This is a genomic window from Lysinibacillus sphaericus, from assembly GCF_001629735.1.
Taxonomy (GTDB): Bacteria; Bacillota; Bacilli; order Bacillales_A; family Planococcaceae; genus Lysinibacillus; species Lysinibacillus pinottii.
In genome coordinates this window covers 1,042,672-1,063,184 of sequence record NZ_CP015224.1, presented here as the reverse complement: position 1 = coordinate 1,063,184, position 20,513 = coordinate 1,042,672, and the positions used below count along the sequence as shown (strand labels likewise).

Sequence of the window (20,513 nt, the reverse complement as noted above, 5' to 3'; positions counted from 1 at the left end):
CCTTACATCTTACAAGTTAAGTTATCCCCAATATGTAATGGTGTCCATTATACCTAGTAATAGTAACAATATGCCTGCCATTAATTGAATAACTCTCCCCATCTTCATGCTTCTTCGTAAAATGAGACGCTTAGCATCGAAAAGATAAATGAAGAGAAGCATGATAAGTAGTGGTACAGAAGTGGCAACCCCAAAAATACTCGGTAAGATAAACCCATAGGAAGTGCCTGTCACAATGGGCATTAGCCATACAAAAAACAGCACAAACATGGTTGGACAAAAGGCAATAGAGAAACTAGCCCCCATTAAAAAGGAACCTAATTTGCCCCCTTTCATAACAGGAGGAATAAGATTCGATAGGCGATTTAAAAATTTTAGCTTTAATAAACCTAATAAAACGAGCCCTGTCAGTATCATAATTGGTCCAATGGCCTGACGAAAAATGGGGAAATACAATGTCATTTTAGTTTCAAACGATTGTCCAAATAACCATGCTAAAAAACCAAGTCCGCTAAAAACAACTACTTTTCCAAAAATAAAAAACAGAATATCCTGCCAATTATTTTTCATTTGAAGCGTCCTATTTCCATAAAATGTAATCGCACTCATATTACCGGTTATTTGGCAGGGAGCTAGTGCCCCTATGAGACCTAAAAGAAGCGCCATAGCCCAAGCTGAATGCTCATAGGCATTTAAAAATTGGTTGATTGGCTCACTCATAAATTGACTAATCGCTGACAAAAAACTATACAATTGAAACACCCTCTATCTGTTCATCATTTCAGCTTTAAAACTAGCCAAAACTAGTATAAAGGTTAAATATGAATAAACGGTGCAGAAATCGAACACACCGTTTTGAGAAAACTATGATGTGATCAAAGTATGTCTTTTTGTTGGTAGACGCTATCATACGAATCCACACCGGGAGAGCGATACTAGATATGGTTTCATTGCTCGTGCTATCGCCATCCCTCTTTCGATTTCCAATGAGTATGGCGAAAAATTTATGAGTCTTGAAACCTTTTTTCAAACTGTGCGTATGTATATCTAACAATGTCAGTAGGAGGAATGTAAGAATGTCTTTTTTTCATAAAGCACTAGCAAGTTTTGGAATAGGTTCAGCAACAGTTGATACAAGGTTGGAAAAGGATACTTATCGAGCTGGAGAAGTCATGCGAGGTGAAATCATCGTGCGTGGTGGTCAAGTTGAACAACAAGTGGATTCTATCTATTTATCTATAAATACGACATATATACGAGAGTCCAATGATCATAAACATACAGAGGTGGCCACTCTACAAAAAGTCAAAGTGACAGAGCCTTTTACACTAGCAGCTAGTGAAGAGAAGGTCATTCCCATTTCATTGACACTGCCCTTTGAAACACCCATTAGTGCGGGCAAAACGCAAGTTTGGATTCAAACTGGACTTGATATTAAAAATGCCGTAGACCCAAGTGATAAAGATTATATTCGTGTAGAGCCAACAAGCCTCGCATCACATATACTTGACGCTATAGGGCAATTAGGTTTTCGTTTACGAGAAGCAGAATGTGAACAAGCCCCAGCACGCTTCCGTGGATATTATCCATTTGTACAGGAGTTTGAATTTGTACCAACAGGTTCCTTTAGAGGACATCTAGATGAACTTGAAATAGTTTTCCTCTCGCAGTCCAATCACTCTGCAGAAATTCTATTACAAATTGACCGCAAAGTAAGAGGGATTGGAAGCTTCTTCGCAGAGGCTCTAGAGATGGATGAAAGCTACGTTCGAACAACGATTACGATGCATGATCTACCGACGCTTCCAGAAAAGCTTCAACAACTTATTTCAAAGCATATATAAATTCAATAAAAAGTAGTTGAAGAGCACTTCAACTACTTTTTTATCTCCAAGCACACGTATGGAGGAGATGATTTTATGTCATGGCAAAAAAATCGGGTTTTGCTGTGAAAAAGAAAAAAGACTGTAGACAACTCAACATTTTTTTGAGCTCATCTACAGCCTGAACCATTTACCACGTGTAGCTAATAGAAAAGTTATTTCACCGCTTGCTTTACTTTTTCCATAACCTCTTCAGCTGTTGCTACTTGTAACGCCTCAGTCGCTAAAGCTTGCATGTCCTTAACAGACAGGCGCTTCAATAAAGAGCGTGTTTTCAAAATGGATGTTGCGCTCATTGAAAATTCATCTAAGCCTAAGCCAAGCAATAAAGGAACTGCTAGCTCGTCGCCTGCCATCTCTCCGCACATCCCTACCCATTTCTGTTCTTGATGGGCGGCATGAATGACCATTTGAATCAAGCGTAAAATAGCTGGATTATAAGGCTGATATAAATAAGATACTTTTTCATTCATACGATCTGCAGCCATTGTATATTGAATTAAATCATTCGTTCCAATGGAGAAAAAGTCCACTTCCTTCGCAAAAACATCAGCCATCACTGCTGTAGCAGGAATTTCAACCATCATACCAATTTCAATGTCAGCACTTACTTCCTCCCCCGCTGCTTTTAGCTTTTCTTGCTCTTCTAACAAAATCGCTTTGGCATCACGGAACTCTTGAATAGTCGCTATCATCGGGAACATAATTTTGAGGTTTCCATATACAGATGCTCGCAGTAGAGCGCGCAATTGCGTACGGAATAATTCCTGTTGCTCTAAGCATAGACGAATGGCACGATGACCAAGGAATGGATTCATTTCCTCCTGTAGCGGTAGATAGGGCAAATGTTTGTCTCCACCAATATCTAGTGTGCGAATGACTACTGGCTTCCCCTGCATTCCCTCAAGAACCGTTTGATAAGCCGTAAATTGCTCATCCTCAGATGGCAGGTTTTCTCTGCCCATATATAAAAACTCTGTACGATATAGGCCAATTCCTTCAGCCCCATGGCGCAATACGCCCTCCAAATCGCCTGGAGAGCCAATATTAGCGGCTAGCTCTACATGTACACCGTCTTTGGACACCGTTTGTTCGTTTACTAAGGTCGACCATTCCGCTTGTTGAGTATGATAGCTTTGGGCTTTTTCTTGATAGCTAACGATCACATCAGCCGTTGGATTGACAAACACTTGACCGGATAAACCATCCACGATTAATATATCTCCATCTTGAATCGTAGTCGTTGCTACACCAGTTCCAACTACTGCTGGAATCTCTAATGAACGTGCCATAATGGCTGAATGAGAGGTGCGCCCCCCAATATCCGTAATAAAGCCTAGGACAAAGTTACGATCCAATTGAGCTGTCTCTGAAGGAGTCAAATCATTAGCTACAATAATCACCTGTTCACTAATACTACTTGGGTTAGGAATATGTACACCGAGTAAATGTGCTAAAATGCGGTTGGTCACATCTTTAATATCTGAAGCACGTGCACTCATGTATTCATCATCCATACTTTCAAATAACGCCACAAACATTGATGAAACTTCATGTAAGGCAAATTCTGCATTGACTCCTTCATCAGCTATTTTTTGATTGATAGGCCCAATTAATTCTGGGTCCTTCACCACTAATAAATGCGCTTCAAAGATGGCTGCTTCCTCGGCACTGAATTTTTTTAATGTTTGCTGTTTGATGGCCTCTAGCTCTTGCTCCGTTTTGGCAAGGGCAGCGGCTAAACGTTGCTGCTCCGCCTGAACATCTTGAACCGTTGTTTGGCTAAATGTTAAATTCGGCTGTACAAACCGATACGCTTTAGCAATGGCAATGCCGTCTGAAGCGGCAATACCAGCGAGATGTGTCATTGTGCAAGCCCCATTTCTGTCAGTAATGTTGCTAATGCCTCAAATGCTTGATCTTCGTCTTCCCCCTCTACATATAGTGTAAATTGAGAACCTTGCTTTAAAGCTAATCCCATTACGCCAAGAATAGATTTTAAATTCGCTGCTTTTTCTTCAGTACGCACTTCAATTGCGGAAGCGAATGGTGTAGCTTTTGCCACAAGCTGGCTTGCTGGACGTGCATGAATTCCTAACGGATCGATTACTGTAAATTGTTGTGTTTTCATGATTTATTCTCCTCTACTTGTAAATCTGTTAAAATGATGACATTTGGATGTTTGGTTAAAGCACTTGCTGGAATTTCCTCTGTATAATCAGAGGCCAGCACACGCTCTAATACTTCACGCTTAGTTTCTCCCACTGCAATTAACAAAATGCATTTTGCACGCATAATAGATTGAATCCCCATAGTGAACGCTTGCGTGGGCACTTCATTAATCGATGAAAAGAAGCGAGCATTGGCTTGACGAGTCGATTCTTCCAATGTTACAAGATGTGTCAAGGACTCAAATGATGTACCTGGTTCATTGAAGCCAATATGGCCATTTTGTCCGATACCAAGCAATTGAAAGTCTAAGGAATGTTGTTGTAATAGCGCTTCATAGCGAGCTGCTTCCTCTAAAGGATTCGTCGCTAAGCCATTTGGTAAATAAGAAGCTTGGAATGGTTTTTCGTGAAATAAATGCTGATGCATGTAATAGGCATAGCTTTGCTCATGGTTAGCTTCAAGCCCTACATATTCATCCAAATTAAAGCTGATGCAATTCGAAAAATCAATATCTGTTTTACAGATTTTAGCATACAACGGTTCCATCGTTCCACCAGTAGCTAGCCCGAACGTTGTGGACCCATTATTTTTAGCAGCCGCAATGATGGCAACGGCTCGTGCATATAAATCTTCTTTTGAATTCAATCTTTCTATGTTCACCACATATCCTCCTTTTCCTAAGGTCTTAAAAATGAATACGCTGACCATATTGATCAATGAGCTCATCATTATTGGTGTTCCCTAAGTTACTGCTAGCAAATACGGGTAAGCTTGCCCCTTGTTCATGCAGAATTTCAATGATCTGAGCGCATAGAGCATTTAGTAGCGCTGCCCCTAATACGGTAGATACAGGTCCATATTGGAACTCATCAACTGTTAAAACCCCATCCCCTAGTGGTACATGCGTATTTAAAACATCATCCACGATATCCTCTAAACGTTGACCTGAGGGATGGCGTGATGGCTGCTGTTGATAGGCCAATGATTGTAGTGATATCGTATGCGCACCTGCTTCTTTTGCGTAAATCGCCATATCAATTGGTACTGGATTGTTGGCAGAGGTTGAAATGATGATACAAACATCTTTGTCATCAAACTGTAGCTCATCCTTATAAGGAGCTAAAAATGCTTGCTTCTTTTCATTTTGTGAAGATTGCCGGGCTCCCTGATGTAGCATTAAGGATTCAATGTGTATCGGTTTGACTGGAACTAAGCCACCAGCCCTGAAATAACATTCTTGTGCTAATAACATGGAATGACCTGAACCAAATAACTGGATAATGCCTCCCTGTACTAGACGTTTAACGATTAACTGAGCTACACGGTTAATTTGTTCACTTTCTTGTTGTGCCACCATTGTTAAATAGCGATTGACTTGTTGAAAATAGGTATTCATCATCTATCACCTTTTCATTTCAAACATTTCTTCCTAATTGTTTGTCTGCACCCTGATCCGGCCAGCTTTAATCGTTTGATGGAGCAGCAAGTGTTCATCTACAATCACTGCATCCGCATCATACCCTTCTGTAAGCTGCCCTTTGTTCGTTAATTTTAATTGCTGGGCAGCATTATAGCTGGACATTTTCACAAGCTCCTCCAATGTACAGTTGGTAATCTGACGCATATTTCGTACTGCTTGATCCATTGTTAAAATACTGCCTGCCAGTGAACCGTTCGATAAATGTGCGCCTGATTCTGTCACATGCACCAATTGACCACCTAAATCATATTCACCGTAGGGCATACCCTTCGCTCGCATCGCATCCGTTATTAAAATAATGCCGTCTGCCCCCTTCAAGCGATAAGCCATTTCCACAGCTCCTTCATGCATATGAATAAAATCAACAATTAGTTCAGCCTTTATGGCATCTACTAGCAAAACACCACCAACCACACCTGGATCACGATGATGGAATGGACGCATTTGATTGTATAAATGAGTCCCCTGTGATGCACCTAATTGAACAGCTTCCTGCATTTGCTCAAATGTAGCGTCGGAATGACCAATTGATACAATAACGCCACTTTCAGAAAGGCTTTGGACAGCTGCCATTCCATTAGGTTCCTCCGGTGCCAGCGTAATTTGTTTAATTTTTTGACCACTTAATGCTTGCCATTTTTTAATGACTTCCATATCTGGCTGGACAATATAATCAAGTGGCTGAGCTCCTGCACGCTGCTTCGATACGAAAGGTCCCTCAATATGCAGACCAAGTACTTCCGCTTCATCTGACTTTGGCTGAAATTGTGCCACATTGACGATGGCCCGTTCGATTTTGTCAAAGCTTTGCGTCATCGTAGTGGCTAAAAAGCTGGTTGTACCCTCTTTTAATAGTGATTGGGCCATGATATGTAACCCTTCATCAGATGCATCCATCGTATCCATTTGGGCAGACCCGTGAATATGCATGTCAATAAATCCTGGCAATAAAAACTTTCCTGAACCCTCTAATTGATCAACGCCCTGCGCGTGAATATGCTGGGCAATCTGAGCAATTTTGCCGTCCTTCATCCACACATCCATCTGTTCATCTCGACCACTCGCATTGACCACTGTGATGTTCCGAATTATTAAACTCAAGAAAAACATCTCCTCTTCTTGAACAAGGGCTGTTGAAAAGGTATCCATTTGCAATATGATTGCCTATGTTCCCTCTGCACACAGCCCCATGACTTGTTACTTTTTCAATGAAATAATATTGGTAGCGCCTGCTCTTTGGAAACTTGATTTTTCTAACGTAATCTCTTGCCCCATTAGGCTAGTGAAAACGACAGGGGTAATAATGGAAGGCACTTGTTCCTTTATTTTTGTGATGTCTGCTTTTAATAATGCCTCTCCACGTTTAATTGTTTGACCATCTGATACAAGCATGTCAAAGCCCTCACCATTCAGTGTTACAGTATCTAAACCGACATGAATTAATAATTCTACACCAGTTTCAGATTTTAAACCGATCGCATGCTTCGTTGGGAAAATCATCACCACTTGACCGTCAAACGGTGCATAAACAGTTCCATCTGTTGGACGAATCCCAAAACCAGGACCCATCAGGCCAGCAGAGAATGCTTCATCCGGTACTTCTGATAACGGTAATAAATCCCCTGTCATTGGCATTTCAAAATCATGGAAAGTTGTTGTTGCGTCACTTTTTACTTCTGCTGTCGCTACAGGCTGTTCCGTCAGCAACTGGACATTAGCAGGTGCTGGGTTGCCTTTTTGCAGACGTTCTTTCATAGCCTCCGCTAAAAACTCAACAGATGTTCCAATAATTACTTGTACATTGGTTTTACTAATACGCATAACACCTCGCGCACCTGTTTGCTTCAATGTTTTCTCATCCACGACACTGGCATCCTGTACGGACATACGTAAACGAGTCGTGCAGTAATCCACTTGCTGAATATTCTCTTTACCACCTAATGCTTCAATTGTGTAGTAGGCACGTACATCAATATCATCGGAAATAGCTGAATTTGATTCCCCATCCTCTTCCTCATCATCTTCACGTCCTGGTGTCTTTAAGTCCAGTTTTTTAATCAAGAAATAAAAGACGACAAAATATATGGCCCCAAAGCCTAAACCTAATGGTAGAAGCATTAATGGTTTATCGGCCAAACCTAAGTTTAGCAAGTAGTCAATTAACCCTGCTGAGAATCCAAAGCCATCACGGAACCCAACCATATAGGCAACTGCAAGGGAAATACCTGTTAATACTGCATGGATACCATAAAGAACAGGTGATAAGAACATGAATGAAAATTCAATCGGCTCCGTCACACCTGTTAAAAAGGCTGTTAAAGCGATAGATACGAACATTCCACCCACAATCGGTCGTTTTTCTTTTTTCGCTGTGAAATACATCGCAAGACAAGCTGCTGGTAAACCGAACATCATTATTGGGAAGAAACCAGCTTGGAAATGTCCAGCTGTTGGATCGCCTGCTAAGAAACGATGGATATCCCCTTTCACAATTTCACCCGCGGCATTCGTAAATTCACCGAAATCAAACCAAATAACCGTATTGATTACATGGTGAAGACCAACTGGTATTAATAGACGGTTGAAGAAACCATACATCCCAACGCCAAGTGATCCTGCACCGATCATCCAATTGCCGACAGCATCAATACCGCCCTGAATTGGTCCCCAAGCAATGGCTAAAATGCTCCCTAAAATCGCCATAGTGATGGACGTGATAATTGGTACAAACCGCCGTCCACCAAAGAATGATAACCATTCTGGAAATTTCACATTATAATATTTGTTATACAGTAAGCCTGCCGTAATACCGGCAATAATACCACCAAACACACCCATATTTAATTCTTCATTAACCGTCCCTAAAACGGCTACTAATACGAGGTGAGCAATCGCACCTGCAAGAGCTGCTCCCCCACTGCTATCATGTGCTAACCCCATCGCAATACCAATCGCAAAAATAATAGGTAAATTGCCTAGTATAGCATTCCCAGAAGCGGCCATAATACTAGCAATGTACTGAATGGCTTCATTCGGCACTGCTCCAAGCATATCCCCAGAACCTAAACGCAAAAGCAAGGCTGCTGCCGGTAATGTCGCGATTGGAAACATAAGTGACTTACCGATTTTTTGTAAGAAAGCAAACATTCTTTATCCCCCTTTGGTATAGTTGTCTAGACCACTTTTATGAAAAAAAAGCGTTTTCATTAAGTTGCTATTATTATAGGCGCAATTTGAAAAAAAATAAATACTTTTTTAATAATTCTTGATGTAAAAAAACCGTACCCTAATAAAGCATTAGGGCACAGTTCTTCTTTAAATTATGCAGTAACGTCTCGTTTCATAAAGGATGTATAACTAATCACTAGGAAAATTACAGCATAAATAGCTAATACAGTTAGCGAGAAAGGCATTGTCATATCTGGAACCATTAACATATCTTTTTCATACTGAGTTAAATCTGCATGTGTTAGCCAAATGTATTTGACAATGTCGTATCTACTTAAGAACATAATGATCATGCCACCTGTAAATGACAGGAACATCGTTAAGCCGATTGCTAATGAGCTCGAACGGAATACTGAACCAACTAAAAAGGCAAATAATGTAGACATAACAAAATCACCGCCAGATAATAGATAATGGTAGGCTAAATCATTCCATACTGCCTTTTCAGCCACCTGACCATTAACAATCTCTAATTCCACACCTGAGCCTACACCAAATAATACTAAACCTACAATTGCACTCACAACTACATTTACAGCAACTAAAAACAAACCGAATAAGAAGGTTGTCAATAATTTAGACGTTAACACCTTCGCACGGGACATAGGACGAGTCAACAGCATTTTAATAGTACCTGTTGAAAATTCGCTGGAGACAATACTTGCGGCAGTAATCACCGTAAATAAAGTGACAAGTGTTAGCATATTGCTTGTAAAGGACATAAAGCTTGCAAGGCTGCTATCTTCTTGACTCGGCGCATCATGGGCTAATCGGTACTCCGAAATAGCAATTCGCTCTTCAAAAAATGCTTTGTCTTCCTCGGATATGTCCTCCTCTGCCAGCATTGCCTTATTATTTTGGATAGACTGCTGCTCTATCTCCTGCCATGATCCCTCATCTGATGATTTACCCTCATAATACTTCATGATGCCGCCAGGAACTAGAATGACAAGGACAAGCATAGCGACCATTGCCCACGTCCCTTTTTTATGCCATAATTTCATCCATTCATTTTGAATTAGCTTCAGCAATTTGTCCGCCTCCAGTCATTTCTAAGAATTGATCCTCTAATGTTTTCTGATGTGGCTGTACGGCAAATAGTTGCATACCTGCTTGCACAAGCCCTAATGTCAATGCAGGAACATCCTCTTTCTTCAATTCAATTACATAGCCTTGTTTCATTACCTCAAACTTGTAATCATGTTGTGCCAGATGGGCAGAAACCTGCTCTTGTGGCTGTGCTTCCACATAGTAAAACGACGTGCTTTCATTATGAATTTCACGAATGTCGATTAGCTTCCCATTTTGAATGACGGCCACTCGATCACACATTAGCTCAATTTCAGATAATAAGTGACTGGATACAAAAACCGACACGTTATCTTCTGCCGCAATTTTGCGAAGGTACATACGGAATTCGCGAATACCAGCTGGGTCTAAACCATTCGTTGGTTCATCTAATATTAGAAATTTTGGTCGATGTAATAGCGCCTGAGCAAGCCCTAGTCGTTGACGCATACCAAGAGAATACGTTGCAACCTTTTCATGGATACGATTTTCTAGACCAACCTGTTTAACGACCTCCATGATTCGTTCCTTTGAAACATTTTTATGCATACGTGCAAAATGCAATAAATTTTTATAGCCCGACATAAATTTATACATTTCTGGATTTTCGACAATCACACCAACCTTGCTAATCGCTTCCTCATAATGCTCCTGTAGCGATAGTCCATCAATGATGACCTTGCCCTCTGTTGGATGCATAAGGCCCGTCATCATACGAATCGTTGTTGTTTTCCCTGCCCCATTGGGTCCTAAAAAACCTGTAATTTGTCCTGGATATAAATCAATGTTTAATTGTTGTATTAATTGCTTTCCACGAATGGTTTTCGATAGATTTTGCAATTGAACAATTGGTTCTGTCATATTTATTCACCCTTTCTTTTTAGTTACGCCTGAGCCTTTATCGTTAAAAGTGTTGGCGATCGTTATCATTGGAAGAATGACCATAAAAACCTTTCATCCATTGAACCGCATCTTTATTGGTCACATCACGCAATGTCTCTACGTCTTCATAAGCTGTGATAGAGCCAGCTTTTAATAAAATAATTTGATCTAAAATAGGTTCAACCTCATATAATTCATGCGTAGACAGCAAAATCGTTTGATTTTCAATGTCCGTAAATTGAATTAAACCTTTAATGAGCTGCTCTCGCACAATGGGGTCTAGCCCAGCAAATGGTTCATCCATTAAATAATAAGGAACTTCTCGGCCCAGTGTAGCAGCCATTTTCATACGTCCACGATTCCCTTTTGATAATTGACGTAGCTTCTTATTTTTATCCACCTGTAAAAATTCAGCTACTATACATGCCTTATCATAGGAAAAGTCTTCAAATTGAGAAGCGTAGTGCTGAAAGAGCTGTTCCCCCGTATAATAATCAAAAAACAAATCAGTATCTGGTAAATAAGCAATTTGATCCGCACTTCGTCGAGTAATTGGTTGACCATTCAATACCACTTCACCAGTTGAGGAGCGTAATAAGCCAGCTAAAACTTTGAGAAGTGTAGATTTACCACTACCATTTTCCCCAACGAGCCCAATGATCTGTCCAATAGGAAAGGAAAAGGATAAATCCTGTAAAATGGGCTTATTCTTATACTGAAAAGACACATTTAATAGCTGTAACATTCCTTCACCTCATGCTTTATTTTTTAATACAACGAGCATTTCTTCTTTGGAAAATCCCAACGCCTCGATAGATGTTAAAAAACTTTCGGCTAACTTATTTTTCATATCATCTCGTAATCCTTCGATGCGTTCCTCATTAGTCGTAATAAAAGTACCCTGTCCTCGTTTGGTTTCCGTTATATTCATTGCCTCTAACTCCTTATAGACTCGTTGCACCGTATTAACATTGACACCCGTTTCGACTGCATATTCCCTTACAGAGGGCAGTCGATCTCCAAGCAATATCTGCCCCTTTAAAATGTCCCCGCATATCCGATCGACAAGCTGACTATAAATTGGTTTATCACGTGAAAAATCCATCGTCATCGTAATACCACCTTTTCAAGCCACTTGGATGCCGTTAAAAAAAGCAGTACGATGAGTAAAATAGAAGCTACTTCTTCAACAACATAAATAGAGCCCAGCCTCCATTCCATCGTTGTCGTTGCTTTTACTTTGGGTAAAAACGGTTCTAATTTGCTTAACGAAATGGCGCCACGGTGGAAAACCGTGTCATAAAACTGACTCTCCGTTATTCGTACCCAAGCCGATGTGGTAAGTCCAAAAGCAACCATCGTCAATACAATGGAAAAACGCCCAATCACATGCTTCAATTGCAAGTAAAAAGCTAAAAAGAACAACAGCAAAACAAATAACATAAATTGGAAAATAGTTAACGCAATCACAATTCCTATTAAAACGAATACGATTTGTCCAATATTTGCGATAAACTCTTCTTTTATATTAAAGATGGCAATACCCACAAAGAGCGTATTAAAAAGCGCATAGCCTATGAGCGAACAGACCATCTTGGCTCCTACTAGCTTTGTGATGGAACTAGTGGAATGGAGCCAGCTTTCCTTAGCTTTAATATCCAAACGCATACTCGCTAAAAATTGTAAAACAGAATAAAATCCACCTACAAAAAGGACAAGAAGCGTAAAGGCAAATGCTAGCTGATTTTCTTTAGGGAAGAGATCAACAAATTGATGTAATCCATAGGGAACGATCCAAGAAAACATAATTCCCGCAAATATCCCCATTAAAAACCATGAGCGGTAAAGTACCCATTCTTTTTTTAAAAGTCCTACAAAACTTTTCATGCTCAACACCTCGTGTCATAGTGTACTAGTCAGATATTACACTATGACTTCTTTATTTTCAAGTACCAAATACAAGAAAAAGGAAATGAGAGCCTCGTTTGATTAAAATGAAACATTTAACTTGTATAGCATGAGCTCTCTTCAGGTATCAATAAAGTCTAAAACAGAATACATTGCGAGGACACAAAGACAACAAAAGGCGGAACCAAAATGGAAAAAATGGTGCTATTTTACTACTATATTGAGTTTACAAATAGAGGGGGCATTCAAGGGCAAAAATTCCGACTCGGTATTGAAGGAGATGACATATCCGAAGTTAGCCCAATATATTGTAGAGGATATGAGATTGCTAATGGTTGGTAGAGTAAGCATTCTTAACAAGAAAATGATGAATGAAAAACTTAAAAGACAAACCAAAAAGGAGAAATTAGGACGTACAGATTAGTCCGAAGAGTGCTATTAATTCCACTATCATGAAGTAAAAAAAAGAAGAGCCCTTTTTAGGACTCTTCTCAGACTGTAGACAAACTCAAAAAATTTGAGAGATTGCCTACAGTCTTTTTTCTTTTACAATGAAATAAAGTAAAGTCGTTGATTTTCACTACGGGCGGACGCTTTCCGCGGGCGGGGTCGAGCTGCTTCCCTCGCCTCGCTCAGTCCAGGATCTCGACTTTCCCGCTTATCCCGCAGGAGTCGCCGCCCATCGTTCCCATCAACTTCTACATAAAGTACTTACTTTATCTACATAGAGTGTTGAAAAGTAAATTTTTGAGGTGATAAACGATGATGACGAAGAATCCATCCAATGAACGAGAACAATTAGAAATGTTAACGATTGATCCATTAGTTCCCAACAATCATTTAGTGCGAAAACTAGAGGCTGCTATTGATTTTTCATTTATCTATCCTTTAGTCGAACAGCTCTATTTACCTAATGGGCGTCCTAGTACTGATCCTGTTGTTCTCTTTAAAATGACGTTTATTCAGTACGTTTTTGGTATTCAATCCATGCAGGCGATGCTTACTTTTGCTGCCATGAATTTAAAGAAACTAGCTAATTGGACGTGGCAGACAGCTTAAGAGAGCATTTATGCTCGAAGAGTATGTTGGATACAGCAATGATTTACCAAATATTGAAAATGAAAGAGAAAGAAAAATGACAAAAGCCATCGTGAATACATTTCTCCATGACTTTTGTCTACAGTCTGAGAAGAGCCCTTTTTACGACTCTTCTTTTCATCGCTACACCATTTTGCCTACTACTTTTACTTTTAATCTTGTTGCGTTTTCTGGATGATACGCTAATGGTGTTTCTTCCACTTCAACCAATTCGATTGTTTCCGCAAGGGCACCTGCTAATACAGCTTGTTTTACTGCTTTATTTTGTGCATCCTCTAAAGATTCCTCCCGAGGTTCTTTAGAATAAATATAAATTTGCTCGTATTGCCCACTAATTTGTGCAATGGATGCTCCAATCGCATTTGCCACACCGCCAAACTCTGATTTAACAATAGTAGAAACACCTTGAATTTTTTCTGGCACAATAATACTACCACCGCCCACTAAAACAAGCGATACATCCTCTGATGATGTTTTCATTTTATCAATGGCTTGTTCTAGTAATGAAGAAATTTCTTCTTGAACGGCTTTAGCGAATGCTTCATCAATATGTGCCACTAAATTTCGATCTCCTACTTCTGCAAGACCTAAACGGACGGCAATATCTGTGGTTGTCATAGTTGACCCACCAAATACTAATGCCTCTTCACTAATTTTATAACCGACACTATCGGGGCCAACGGTAATTTTATTTTCCTTCACTCGAACGATACTACCACCACCTAGCCCGACTGAAATAATGTCAGGCATTCTAAAGTTGGTGCGGATGTCCCCTACCTCCACTGCGACTGAAGATTCTCGGGGGAATCCATCTTGTAACACGCCAATATCCGAAGTCGTACCACCTACATCTAATACCATTGTATTTTGAATTTGTGATAAATACGAAGCCCCTCTTATACTATTAGTAGGCCCACAAGCAATCGTCAAGATTGGGAATTGCTTTGCATAGTCGATGGACATTAATGTTCCGTCATTCTGACATAGGTACACGTCTACATTGAAAATACCCTCCGCTTGAAGTGCCTGAATAAAGCCCTGTGTTGTCGTCTCAATGACCTTGCATAAAGCGGCATTTAAAATCGTTGCATTTTCACGTTCAATTAAGCCTACAGAGCCAATTAACGATGAGCAAGAAACCGGGAAATCTTCCCCATAGATCGCTCGAATCCAGTCACGAACCTGCAATTCTTGATCATTTTTAATAGATGAAAAGACACCTACAATGGCAATTGATTCTACTTGGTCACGCCACTCTTCTAAGAGCTTTGTAATCTCTGCGTGATTAAGCGCACTCAATAGCTGGCCATCGTATTCATAGCCTCCATGTGCGATTGCATAATTCCCTGATAATTTATCAATCATATCGGAAGGCCAAGCTGTATAAGGTAGCACCGAGGCTGTAGCTGGATAACCCAGTCGAATAACACCAACCCTTGCTAGCTTTTTACGCTCAACAATGGCATTGGTACATTGTGTTGTCCCTAGCATGGCATGTGTAATTTTCGTTTTATCAATGTTTGCACCTTGTAATAATTGCTGCAATGATTGTTCAGTACCTGATTTAATATCTAAACTTGTCGGTGACTTCACACTATAAATTAGCTGACTATTATAATCTAAAAGAATAGCATCTGTATTGGTTCCACCTACGTCAATTCCAATTTTATACATGTTCAGCTACCCCCTTTTTCACCAATTCTTCAATTGGCACGAAATCATAATTATAGCCAAAGTATTTTGGTCCTGCAGTTTCTATCCCTTTTGCTGTGCGCCATTTTTCATGTGATGGTAAACCAATTACGCGCACACGTTTGCCATATTTTAAACTTTCTGTCGTCACAGGCAACAAGGTTTCAAAATCGACTAAACAAATCAGATCTGGTGTCATCGCAACAACTTGATCGTTCTTTTCTGCCAGTAAATTTTCATTTTGGAAATGAACCTTCATCTGACCCTCTTTATAGCCATCAATTCCTTCTAGAAGCATTTTCCCTAAGTTAAAGCCACCCTTCGTTTCGCGAATTACATCGACAATTTTCCCTTGAAATAGCTCGTACCCTGCAATGAGCTTTAAAAGGCTTGCAAGCTTATCGTTCACCTCTTGATCTTTAGAGGCAATAATTTCACCGATTTTTTCAGAAAGTGTCACAATATGATGCACACCACTTTTCTTTAGTTGAGCACCAGTTGTTGGATACAGGCTCACCAAAGAGCTAGCGCCCATTTCAACAGTAGCGGCGCGGGCGATACGCTCTGTCCATTTATTATCAATCGTTTCAAAAATACCGATATTGCCTTTTTCATCTGTGATGGCCATAGGCGTTGCGGAAATACCATCTAAGTTAAACGTCACCATTTGCAGCTCTGGGAATGCCCGCCCCATACCATCGCAATCAATCAAAGGTAAACCTAGCTGTGCAGCCACCACAATTGGAATCATTGAATTGACCCCACCCGCTTCCATCGGGTATGTACCGGCAATTTTATCTTTCCCTAAATACTGCGCAAGCTTTTGGAAAACTTTTACAAACTCATCACCACGAGGAAATTTCTCGACTAAAACTGATGGTGCTCCCATCATAGCTGCGGGAATGAAAAAATCCTCATCTTCAATTTCCTCCACGGAATACAGCCTAACAGGACCATTTTTTTCAATGGCAGAAAGCGCCATTAATTTCCCAATATACGGATCTCCGCCACCACCTGTTCCTAAAAATGCTGCACCTATAGCTATATGTTCAATAGCCGCTTGATCTAAATATCTCATCTATGTTCCTCCAATATGGCAGTTTTTTGTACGGATACACGATACCCAATATAATAAATAAGAAATGAAATAATAATGCCGATCATCGGTTGATTAGGTAATGTCGGCAATCCAGGAACGAAAGAGAATACAACGGGCATACAGGCAATCACTGCCCCTACTAGCCAAGAAAACACCCCTAAGCGATTAACGCCTTCTACCTCAGCCCAGCTATCTTTATGTCCTTTATGGATAACCCAATAAGAAGCAATCATGACACCTGCAACAGGTGGAATCATCGCGGATAGAATGGACATAATCGGTGTGAAGTAATTTAAAATCCCTACGACTGCTAAAATCGTACCGATTGTCCCAGCAACAAAAATCGCCATTCTCTCTTTGTTTTTTGCTACGTCAAATACATTAATTAAGGCAATACCGCCTGAAATTGCATTGACCAAATTGGTTTTCCAAGTGGCTAAAATTAAGCCAACCCCGCCGATAAATGGTGTAGCAATATGCAAAAAGACTGCGGTAATGTCACTTGTTTGATAAGCAATTGTTAAAATAGCTCCTACGCCAATCATTAACACTCCAGCAGGAATAATTCCTAACGTAGCGGCCTTGAAAACATCCGAACGTTTTTTGGAATATTGCGAATAATCACCCGCTATGACTGCCCCTAATGCGAATGAACCAATGGTCACTGCTAAACCATCCATAAAACTCATATTTCCTTGTGGCTCATAAGCACGAATGAACTCAAGCTGCTCCCCTGTTAATGTTTGGACTAAACCATATACACAAATAATGACTAATAATGGGACAGCAATATAGCTTAATATACGTAATACCTTCATGCCATATATAGCAGAGACCACCATGACCATACCACTTATGAACGATGCTAGAGGAACCGGTATATTCAAGTGATAGATGGCTAGCAAATTCGCTAAGGCAACCCCACAAACATTAGCCTGAATACCAAACCACCCTAAGCAAGCGATTGCTAGGATAATAGATAAAATCGTACGAGAGCCTTTTTTACCAAACACTTGCCCAGCGACATGGACAGTCGGCCTACCTAAATCACTACTTTGCATTCCTTGTAATACCATAATGAAGACGACGATTGCGTAGCCTACAAATGCTACAGCCAGTGCCTTCGATAAGCTCATACTTGTAATGAGTGTATTTCCTACCAATAAACTAGGAATACATATCATGGCACCACCCCAAATAATCCCTAAGCTATACCATGATTGAACATTGTTGTCATTTCTCAAGCGACTCCCTCCTTATACTTAGTTGATGGATGAATGTTTTTAATTATAAAGAAAGCATAGAAGGGAGTCTTTTGCCTAAATAAAAAAAATAATCTGAAATTTTGTTCAAAATAACAAAATTTCAGATTATTTTAATCATTAATTAATCGATAGAGCATGCAAGCCATATACACATCATAAAATTCGGCGTAAATAGTTACATCTGTGCCAATCAGCTCGCTAATTTTTTTGATACGATATTTCACCGTATTTTTATGAATATAAAGTAGTTCCGCACAGCGCTCCATACTTGCATTTGCATCTAATAAAAAGGTAATCAATGTCTGTAATGTATCATGATCATGTAAGATGGGTTCAATGACCGATAAATATTCCTCAATCATTTCTTCCCCTTGCTTACTTACAGCAATAGCTCGTTTCATGGAACGAACCTCAGCTGCCGTAAATAATTTTCGCATGGGGTATATCGTGTGGGCTTTATCCCCTACCTGATTGACTAACTGATACATCTGACGAACGGCCTTCGTGTTTTTCATTTTGGGTGCATAGACGATTTCTGCGATTTGTCCAGCATAATTGGTAGTTTCATTAAATTCGACAGTAATTTCAAACTCATGGTGCTTGTACAAGCAATTTCCGAGTAGCACAATCATACAGTGGTCAATACATTGAATGACTCTTGTTTGATAATATTTAGACAACTGCTCTTCTAGCTCATCTCGAACCTTTTTTTCATCCGCTAAATCATGCATATATACTAACCACATCATTTGAATAGCAGAAACATCAATATGCAGGAGATTGGCTAATCTTCTCATTTTTTCACTTTCATCATTGATGATTGCTTTGACCAGGGCATATTCGCTGACCTCATCATGCTTGTCTCCCCATAAATTAATGGCGACTTGGACAACCTCACTCACCTTTTCAATTGTCTTGGCAGGTAAATCGGTATTTTCCTTTATAAGGAATAAAAAGAGAGGCTCCCCATTTTTTTGATGCACTCTTTTATAGTCAATCACACATGAGATGTCACTTTGTTTTAACTCAAATTTACCTGTTTCACGAAAAACTTGTGATTGTGAGCATTCATGGATAGCGTAGACCACATCTAATGATGAATTTCTTGGCCACATGACTTGATTGATAATATCCAAATGACTATTGGTTAGCAGAATATTGGCTTTCAAGCGATCTGATAGCATTTTCAATGTAATTTCCACACTTCTTAAATGCTCAGGCAATAAGGATACCTTCTCTAAGGTTTCTTTAACGAAATGGTCATTAACACCCTGATTACTAACAATCGCTTCCATAACTTCATAAATAACTTCATTATAACGGAGAGAATAATCATTTTTGGGCATACAGATAATTATAAACCCTTGAGATTCGGCTAAGGCAAGCACTTCCTCTGGTATATGTGGCAACACAATACCCACATAATATAAGATAAGGCCCAGCTCTCCTAAATCGTGTAAATGCTGAATTGTCTCACATTGCTGTTCCACACTATCTCGAATGGAATAAAAGGAGCTAATCACCAGCTCTTCTGCATACCATTCCTCTTGCACACGATTAATAATTTTCGAATAAAAATCAACATTCGATACTTCTAAAACAGATAAAGAAGAGACCGTGCGATGCAGATTATCTCGACCTGTTAAAACCTCTGCCCCGCGAAAGGAAGGCAATTGCAATAAATCTTTCACCGTTACCCCATGTTCAACCACCACTACTTTTCTAAATTTTCTATACAACGTCTTGTGAAGAAGAATAACATAATCACACCTGTCTTTCAAAATATGGTTATCTGCATATTTCATAACCTAATATGCCCGTGCTAAAATAATAGCAAAGTTCATGAGGGAAGAGAGGGAAAAAAAGGATGTCTAATCGAACAATTAGAGACACATCGTTTGGCATGACAATTCGAGAAAGCTTACAGGCAGATTGCCCAAGCTGCTTTGGATTATGTTGTACAGCATTAAATATAGTCGCTTCCAGTGATTTTGCCATGCATAAACCAGCAGGCAAGCCATGCTCCAATTTAACAGAGGACTATAGCTGTCAAATTCATAGCAAGCTAAGGATGAGCGGCTATAAAGGCTGTACTGTATTTGATTGCTTAGGTGCCGGTCAGCACGTTTCCCAAGTGACATTTAAAGGGCAAGATTGGCGCCAATCACGAGAACTTGCTGACAAAATGTTTCAAGTGTTTCCAATTATGGAGCAGCTATATGAAATGATTGCTTATGTAGCGGAAGCTCTATCCTATCAAATTGACAGTATGCTCCATGAACAGCTCCTCGTTCAATTAGAACAGCTACAGCAGGCAGCGGAACTTGACGCTAATGGTTTATTGGCACTGGACATGATGGCTATTCGTATGCCAGTAAATGCTCTTCTTTTAAAAACTAGCGAACAAATGCGACAACATCTTGTAAAGGGGAAAGCTTCTCTCAAATTGAATCAGCGCGGCGTTGATTGGATAGGTAAAAATTTTCAGGGTAAAGATTTGCGAGCTACTGATTTAAGAGGTGGCTATTTAATTGCTGCCAATTTACAAGGAGCCAATTTACAAGGGGTAGATTTCATTGGGGCCGATCTGCGTGATACCAATTTACGTGGTGCTGATCTATCGACAAGTTTATTTTTAACACAAATGCAAATCAACGCCGCACAGGGTGATAACACTACCAAACTACCTTCTTATATTAAACGTCCAGCACACTGGCAGTAAAAAAGGATGCCTCCAT

The 20,513-nt window shown here is 39.9% G+C and carries 19 protein-coding genes and 1 pseudogene; 4 read left to right on the top strand and 16 right to left on the bottom strand.

Annotated features, from left to right (window positions below):
• Positions 1-21: 21 nt before the first annotated feature.
• Positions 22-753 carry a cytochrome c biogenesis CcdA family protein gene (locus tag A2J09_RS05020; RefSeq protein WP_036161335.1) on the bottom strand — a complete coding sequence of 244 codons (732 nt, stop codon included), beginning with the start codon at positions 751-753 and terminating at the stop codon, positions 22-24.
• 323 nt (positions 754-1,076) lie between these two features.
• On the opposite strand from A2J09_RS05020, the gene A2J09_RS05015 reads away from it, so the two are divergent.
• Entirely contained in the window at positions 1,077-1,844 is a 768-nt protein-coding gene (locus tag A2J09_RS05015; RefSeq protein WP_012294001.1) for a sporulation protein, read from the top strand.
• Positions 1,845-2,038: 194 nt separating this feature from the next.
• Here A2J09_RS05015 and ptsP read toward each other — a convergent pair whose 3' ends face one another.
• The 11 genes from ptsP to A2J09_RS04960 all read right to left on the bottom strand — a co-directional run bounded on the left by ptsP (position 2,039) and on the right by A2J09_RS04960 (position 12,600).
• Complete coding sequence (gene ptsP / locus A2J09_RS05010; protein ID WP_031419728.1) at positions 2,039-3,751, bottom strand: phosphoenolpyruvate--protein phosphotransferase; 1,713 nt, start codon at positions 3,749-3,751, stop codon at positions 2,039-2,041.
• The gene (locus A2J09_RS05005) at positions 3,748-4,014 is read right to left on the bottom strand and encodes an HPr family phosphocarrier protein (RefSeq protein WP_012293998.1); all 267 of its coding nucleotides are present in this window, start codon (positions 4,012-4,014) and stop codon (positions 3,748-3,750) included. The genes ptsP and A2J09_RS05005 overlap by 4 nt, the downstream gene beginning before the upstream one ends.
• Entirely contained in the window at positions 4,011-4,763 is a 753-nt protein-coding gene (locus A2J09_RS05000; RefSeq protein ID WP_171821118.1) for a glucosamine-6-phosphate deaminase, read from the bottom strand. Before A2J09_RS05000 ends, A2J09_RS05005 begins: the two co-directional genes overlap by 4 nt.
• Positions 4,741-5,451 carry a sugar isomerase domain-containing protein gene (locus tag A2J09_RS04995; RefSeq protein ID WP_031419726.1) on the bottom strand — a complete coding sequence of 237 codons (711 nt, stop codon included), beginning with the start codon at positions 5,449-5,451 and terminating at the stop codon, positions 4,741-4,743. The genes A2J09_RS05000 and A2J09_RS04995 overlap by 23 nt, the downstream gene beginning before the upstream one ends.
• A gap of 33 nt (positions 5,452-5,484) precedes the next feature.
• Entirely contained in the window at positions 5,485-6,636 is a 1,152-nt protein-coding gene (nagA, locus tag A2J09_RS04990; RefSeq protein ID WP_036161330.1) for an N-acetylglucosamine-6-phosphate deacetylase, read from the bottom strand.
• A 96-nt stretch (positions 6,637-6,732) separates the two neighbouring features.
• On the bottom strand, positions 6,733-8,682 hold the full coding sequence (nagE, locus tag A2J09_RS04985) for an N-acetylglucosamine-specific PTS transporter subunit IIBC (protein WP_012293994.1): 1,950 nt from the start codon (positions 8,680-8,682) through the stop codon (positions 6,733-6,735).
• Positions 8,683-8,855: 173 nt separating this feature from the next.
• Positions 8,856-9,794 carry an ABC transporter permease gene (locus tag A2J09_RS04980; RefSeq protein WP_036161327.1) on the bottom strand — a complete coding sequence of 313 codons (939 nt, stop codon included), beginning with the start codon at positions 9,792-9,794 and terminating at the stop codon, positions 8,856-8,858.
• Positions 9,772-10,692, bottom strand: a complete 921-nt coding sequence (locus tag A2J09_RS04975) for an ABC transporter ATP-binding protein (RefSeq protein ID WP_012293992.1) — start codon at positions 10,690-10,692, stop codon at positions 9,772-9,774. The genes A2J09_RS04980 and A2J09_RS04975 overlap by 23 nt, the downstream gene beginning before the upstream one ends.
• A gap of 43 nt (positions 10,693-10,735) precedes the next feature.
• The gene (locus A2J09_RS04970) at positions 10,736-11,458 is read right to left on the bottom strand and encodes an ABC transporter ATP-binding protein (protein WP_012293991.1); all 723 of its coding nucleotides are present in this window, start codon (positions 11,456-11,458) and stop codon (positions 10,736-10,738) included.
• Positions 11,459-11,467: 9 nt separating this feature from the next.
• On the bottom strand, positions 11,468-11,824 hold the full coding sequence (locus A2J09_RS04965) for a GntR family transcriptional regulator (protein ID WP_012293990.1): 357 nt from the start codon (positions 11,822-11,824) through the stop codon (positions 11,468-11,470).
• On the bottom strand, positions 11,821-12,600 hold the full coding sequence (locus A2J09_RS04960) for a hypothetical protein (RefSeq protein WP_012293989.1): 780 nt from the start codon (positions 12,598-12,600) through the stop codon (positions 11,821-11,823). The genes A2J09_RS04965 and A2J09_RS04960 overlap by 4 nt, the downstream gene beginning before the upstream one ends.
• Positions 12,601-12,810: 210 nt before the next feature.
• On the opposite strand from A2J09_RS04960, the gene A2J09_RS04955 reads away from it, so the two are divergent.
• Both A2J09_RS04955 and A2J09_RS04950 read left to right on the top strand, forming a co-directional pair.
• Entirely contained in the window at positions 12,811-12,963 is a 153-nt protein-coding gene (locus A2J09_RS04955) for a hypothetical protein (protein ID WP_227256802.1), read from the top strand.
• Positions 12,964-13,383: 420 nt separating this feature from the next.
• Positions 13,384-13,644 (top strand): annotated as a pseudogene (locus A2J09_RS04950) (transposase); the annotation flags it as partial.
• Positions 13,645-13,842: 198 nt separating this feature from the next.
• Here the strand turns inward: A2J09_RS04950 and A2J09_RS04945 are convergent.
• The 4 genes from A2J09_RS04945 to A2J09_RS04930 form a co-directional block, all read right to left on the bottom strand.
• Positions 13,843-15,393, bottom strand: a complete 1,551-nt coding sequence (locus A2J09_RS04945; RefSeq protein ID WP_012293986.1) for a hydantoinase/oxoprolinase N-terminal domain-containing protein — start codon at positions 15,391-15,393, stop codon at positions 13,843-13,845.
• Positions 15,386-16,489: an S-methyl thiohydantoin desulfurase family protein gene (locus A2J09_RS04940; protein WP_012293985.1), complete on the bottom strand. Its 1,104-nt coding sequence runs from the start codon at positions 16,487-16,489 to the stop codon at positions 15,386-15,388. Before A2J09_RS04940 ends, A2J09_RS04945 begins: the two co-directional genes overlap by 8 nt.
• The gene (locus tag A2J09_RS04935) at positions 16,486-17,754 is read right to left on the bottom strand and encodes a cytosine permease (RefSeq protein ID WP_012293984.1); all 1,269 of its coding nucleotides are present in this window, start codon (positions 17,752-17,754) and stop codon (positions 16,486-16,488) included. The genes A2J09_RS04940 and A2J09_RS04935 overlap by 4 nt, the downstream gene beginning before the upstream one ends.
• 131 nt (positions 17,755-17,885) lie before the next feature.
• On the bottom strand, positions 17,886-19,466 hold the full coding sequence (locus A2J09_RS04930; RefSeq protein WP_231112955.1) for a PucR family transcriptional regulator: 1,581 nt from the start codon (positions 19,464-19,466) through the stop codon (positions 17,886-17,888).
• Between the two features lie 176 nt (positions 19,467-19,642).
• On the opposite strand from A2J09_RS04930, the gene A2J09_RS04925 reads away from it, so the two are divergent.
• Complete coding sequence (locus tag A2J09_RS04925) at positions 19,643-20,497, top strand: pentapeptide repeat-containing protein (protein WP_031419663.1); 855 nt, start codon at positions 19,643-19,645, stop codon at positions 20,495-20,497.
• Positions 20,498-20,513 lie beyond the last annotated feature (16 nt).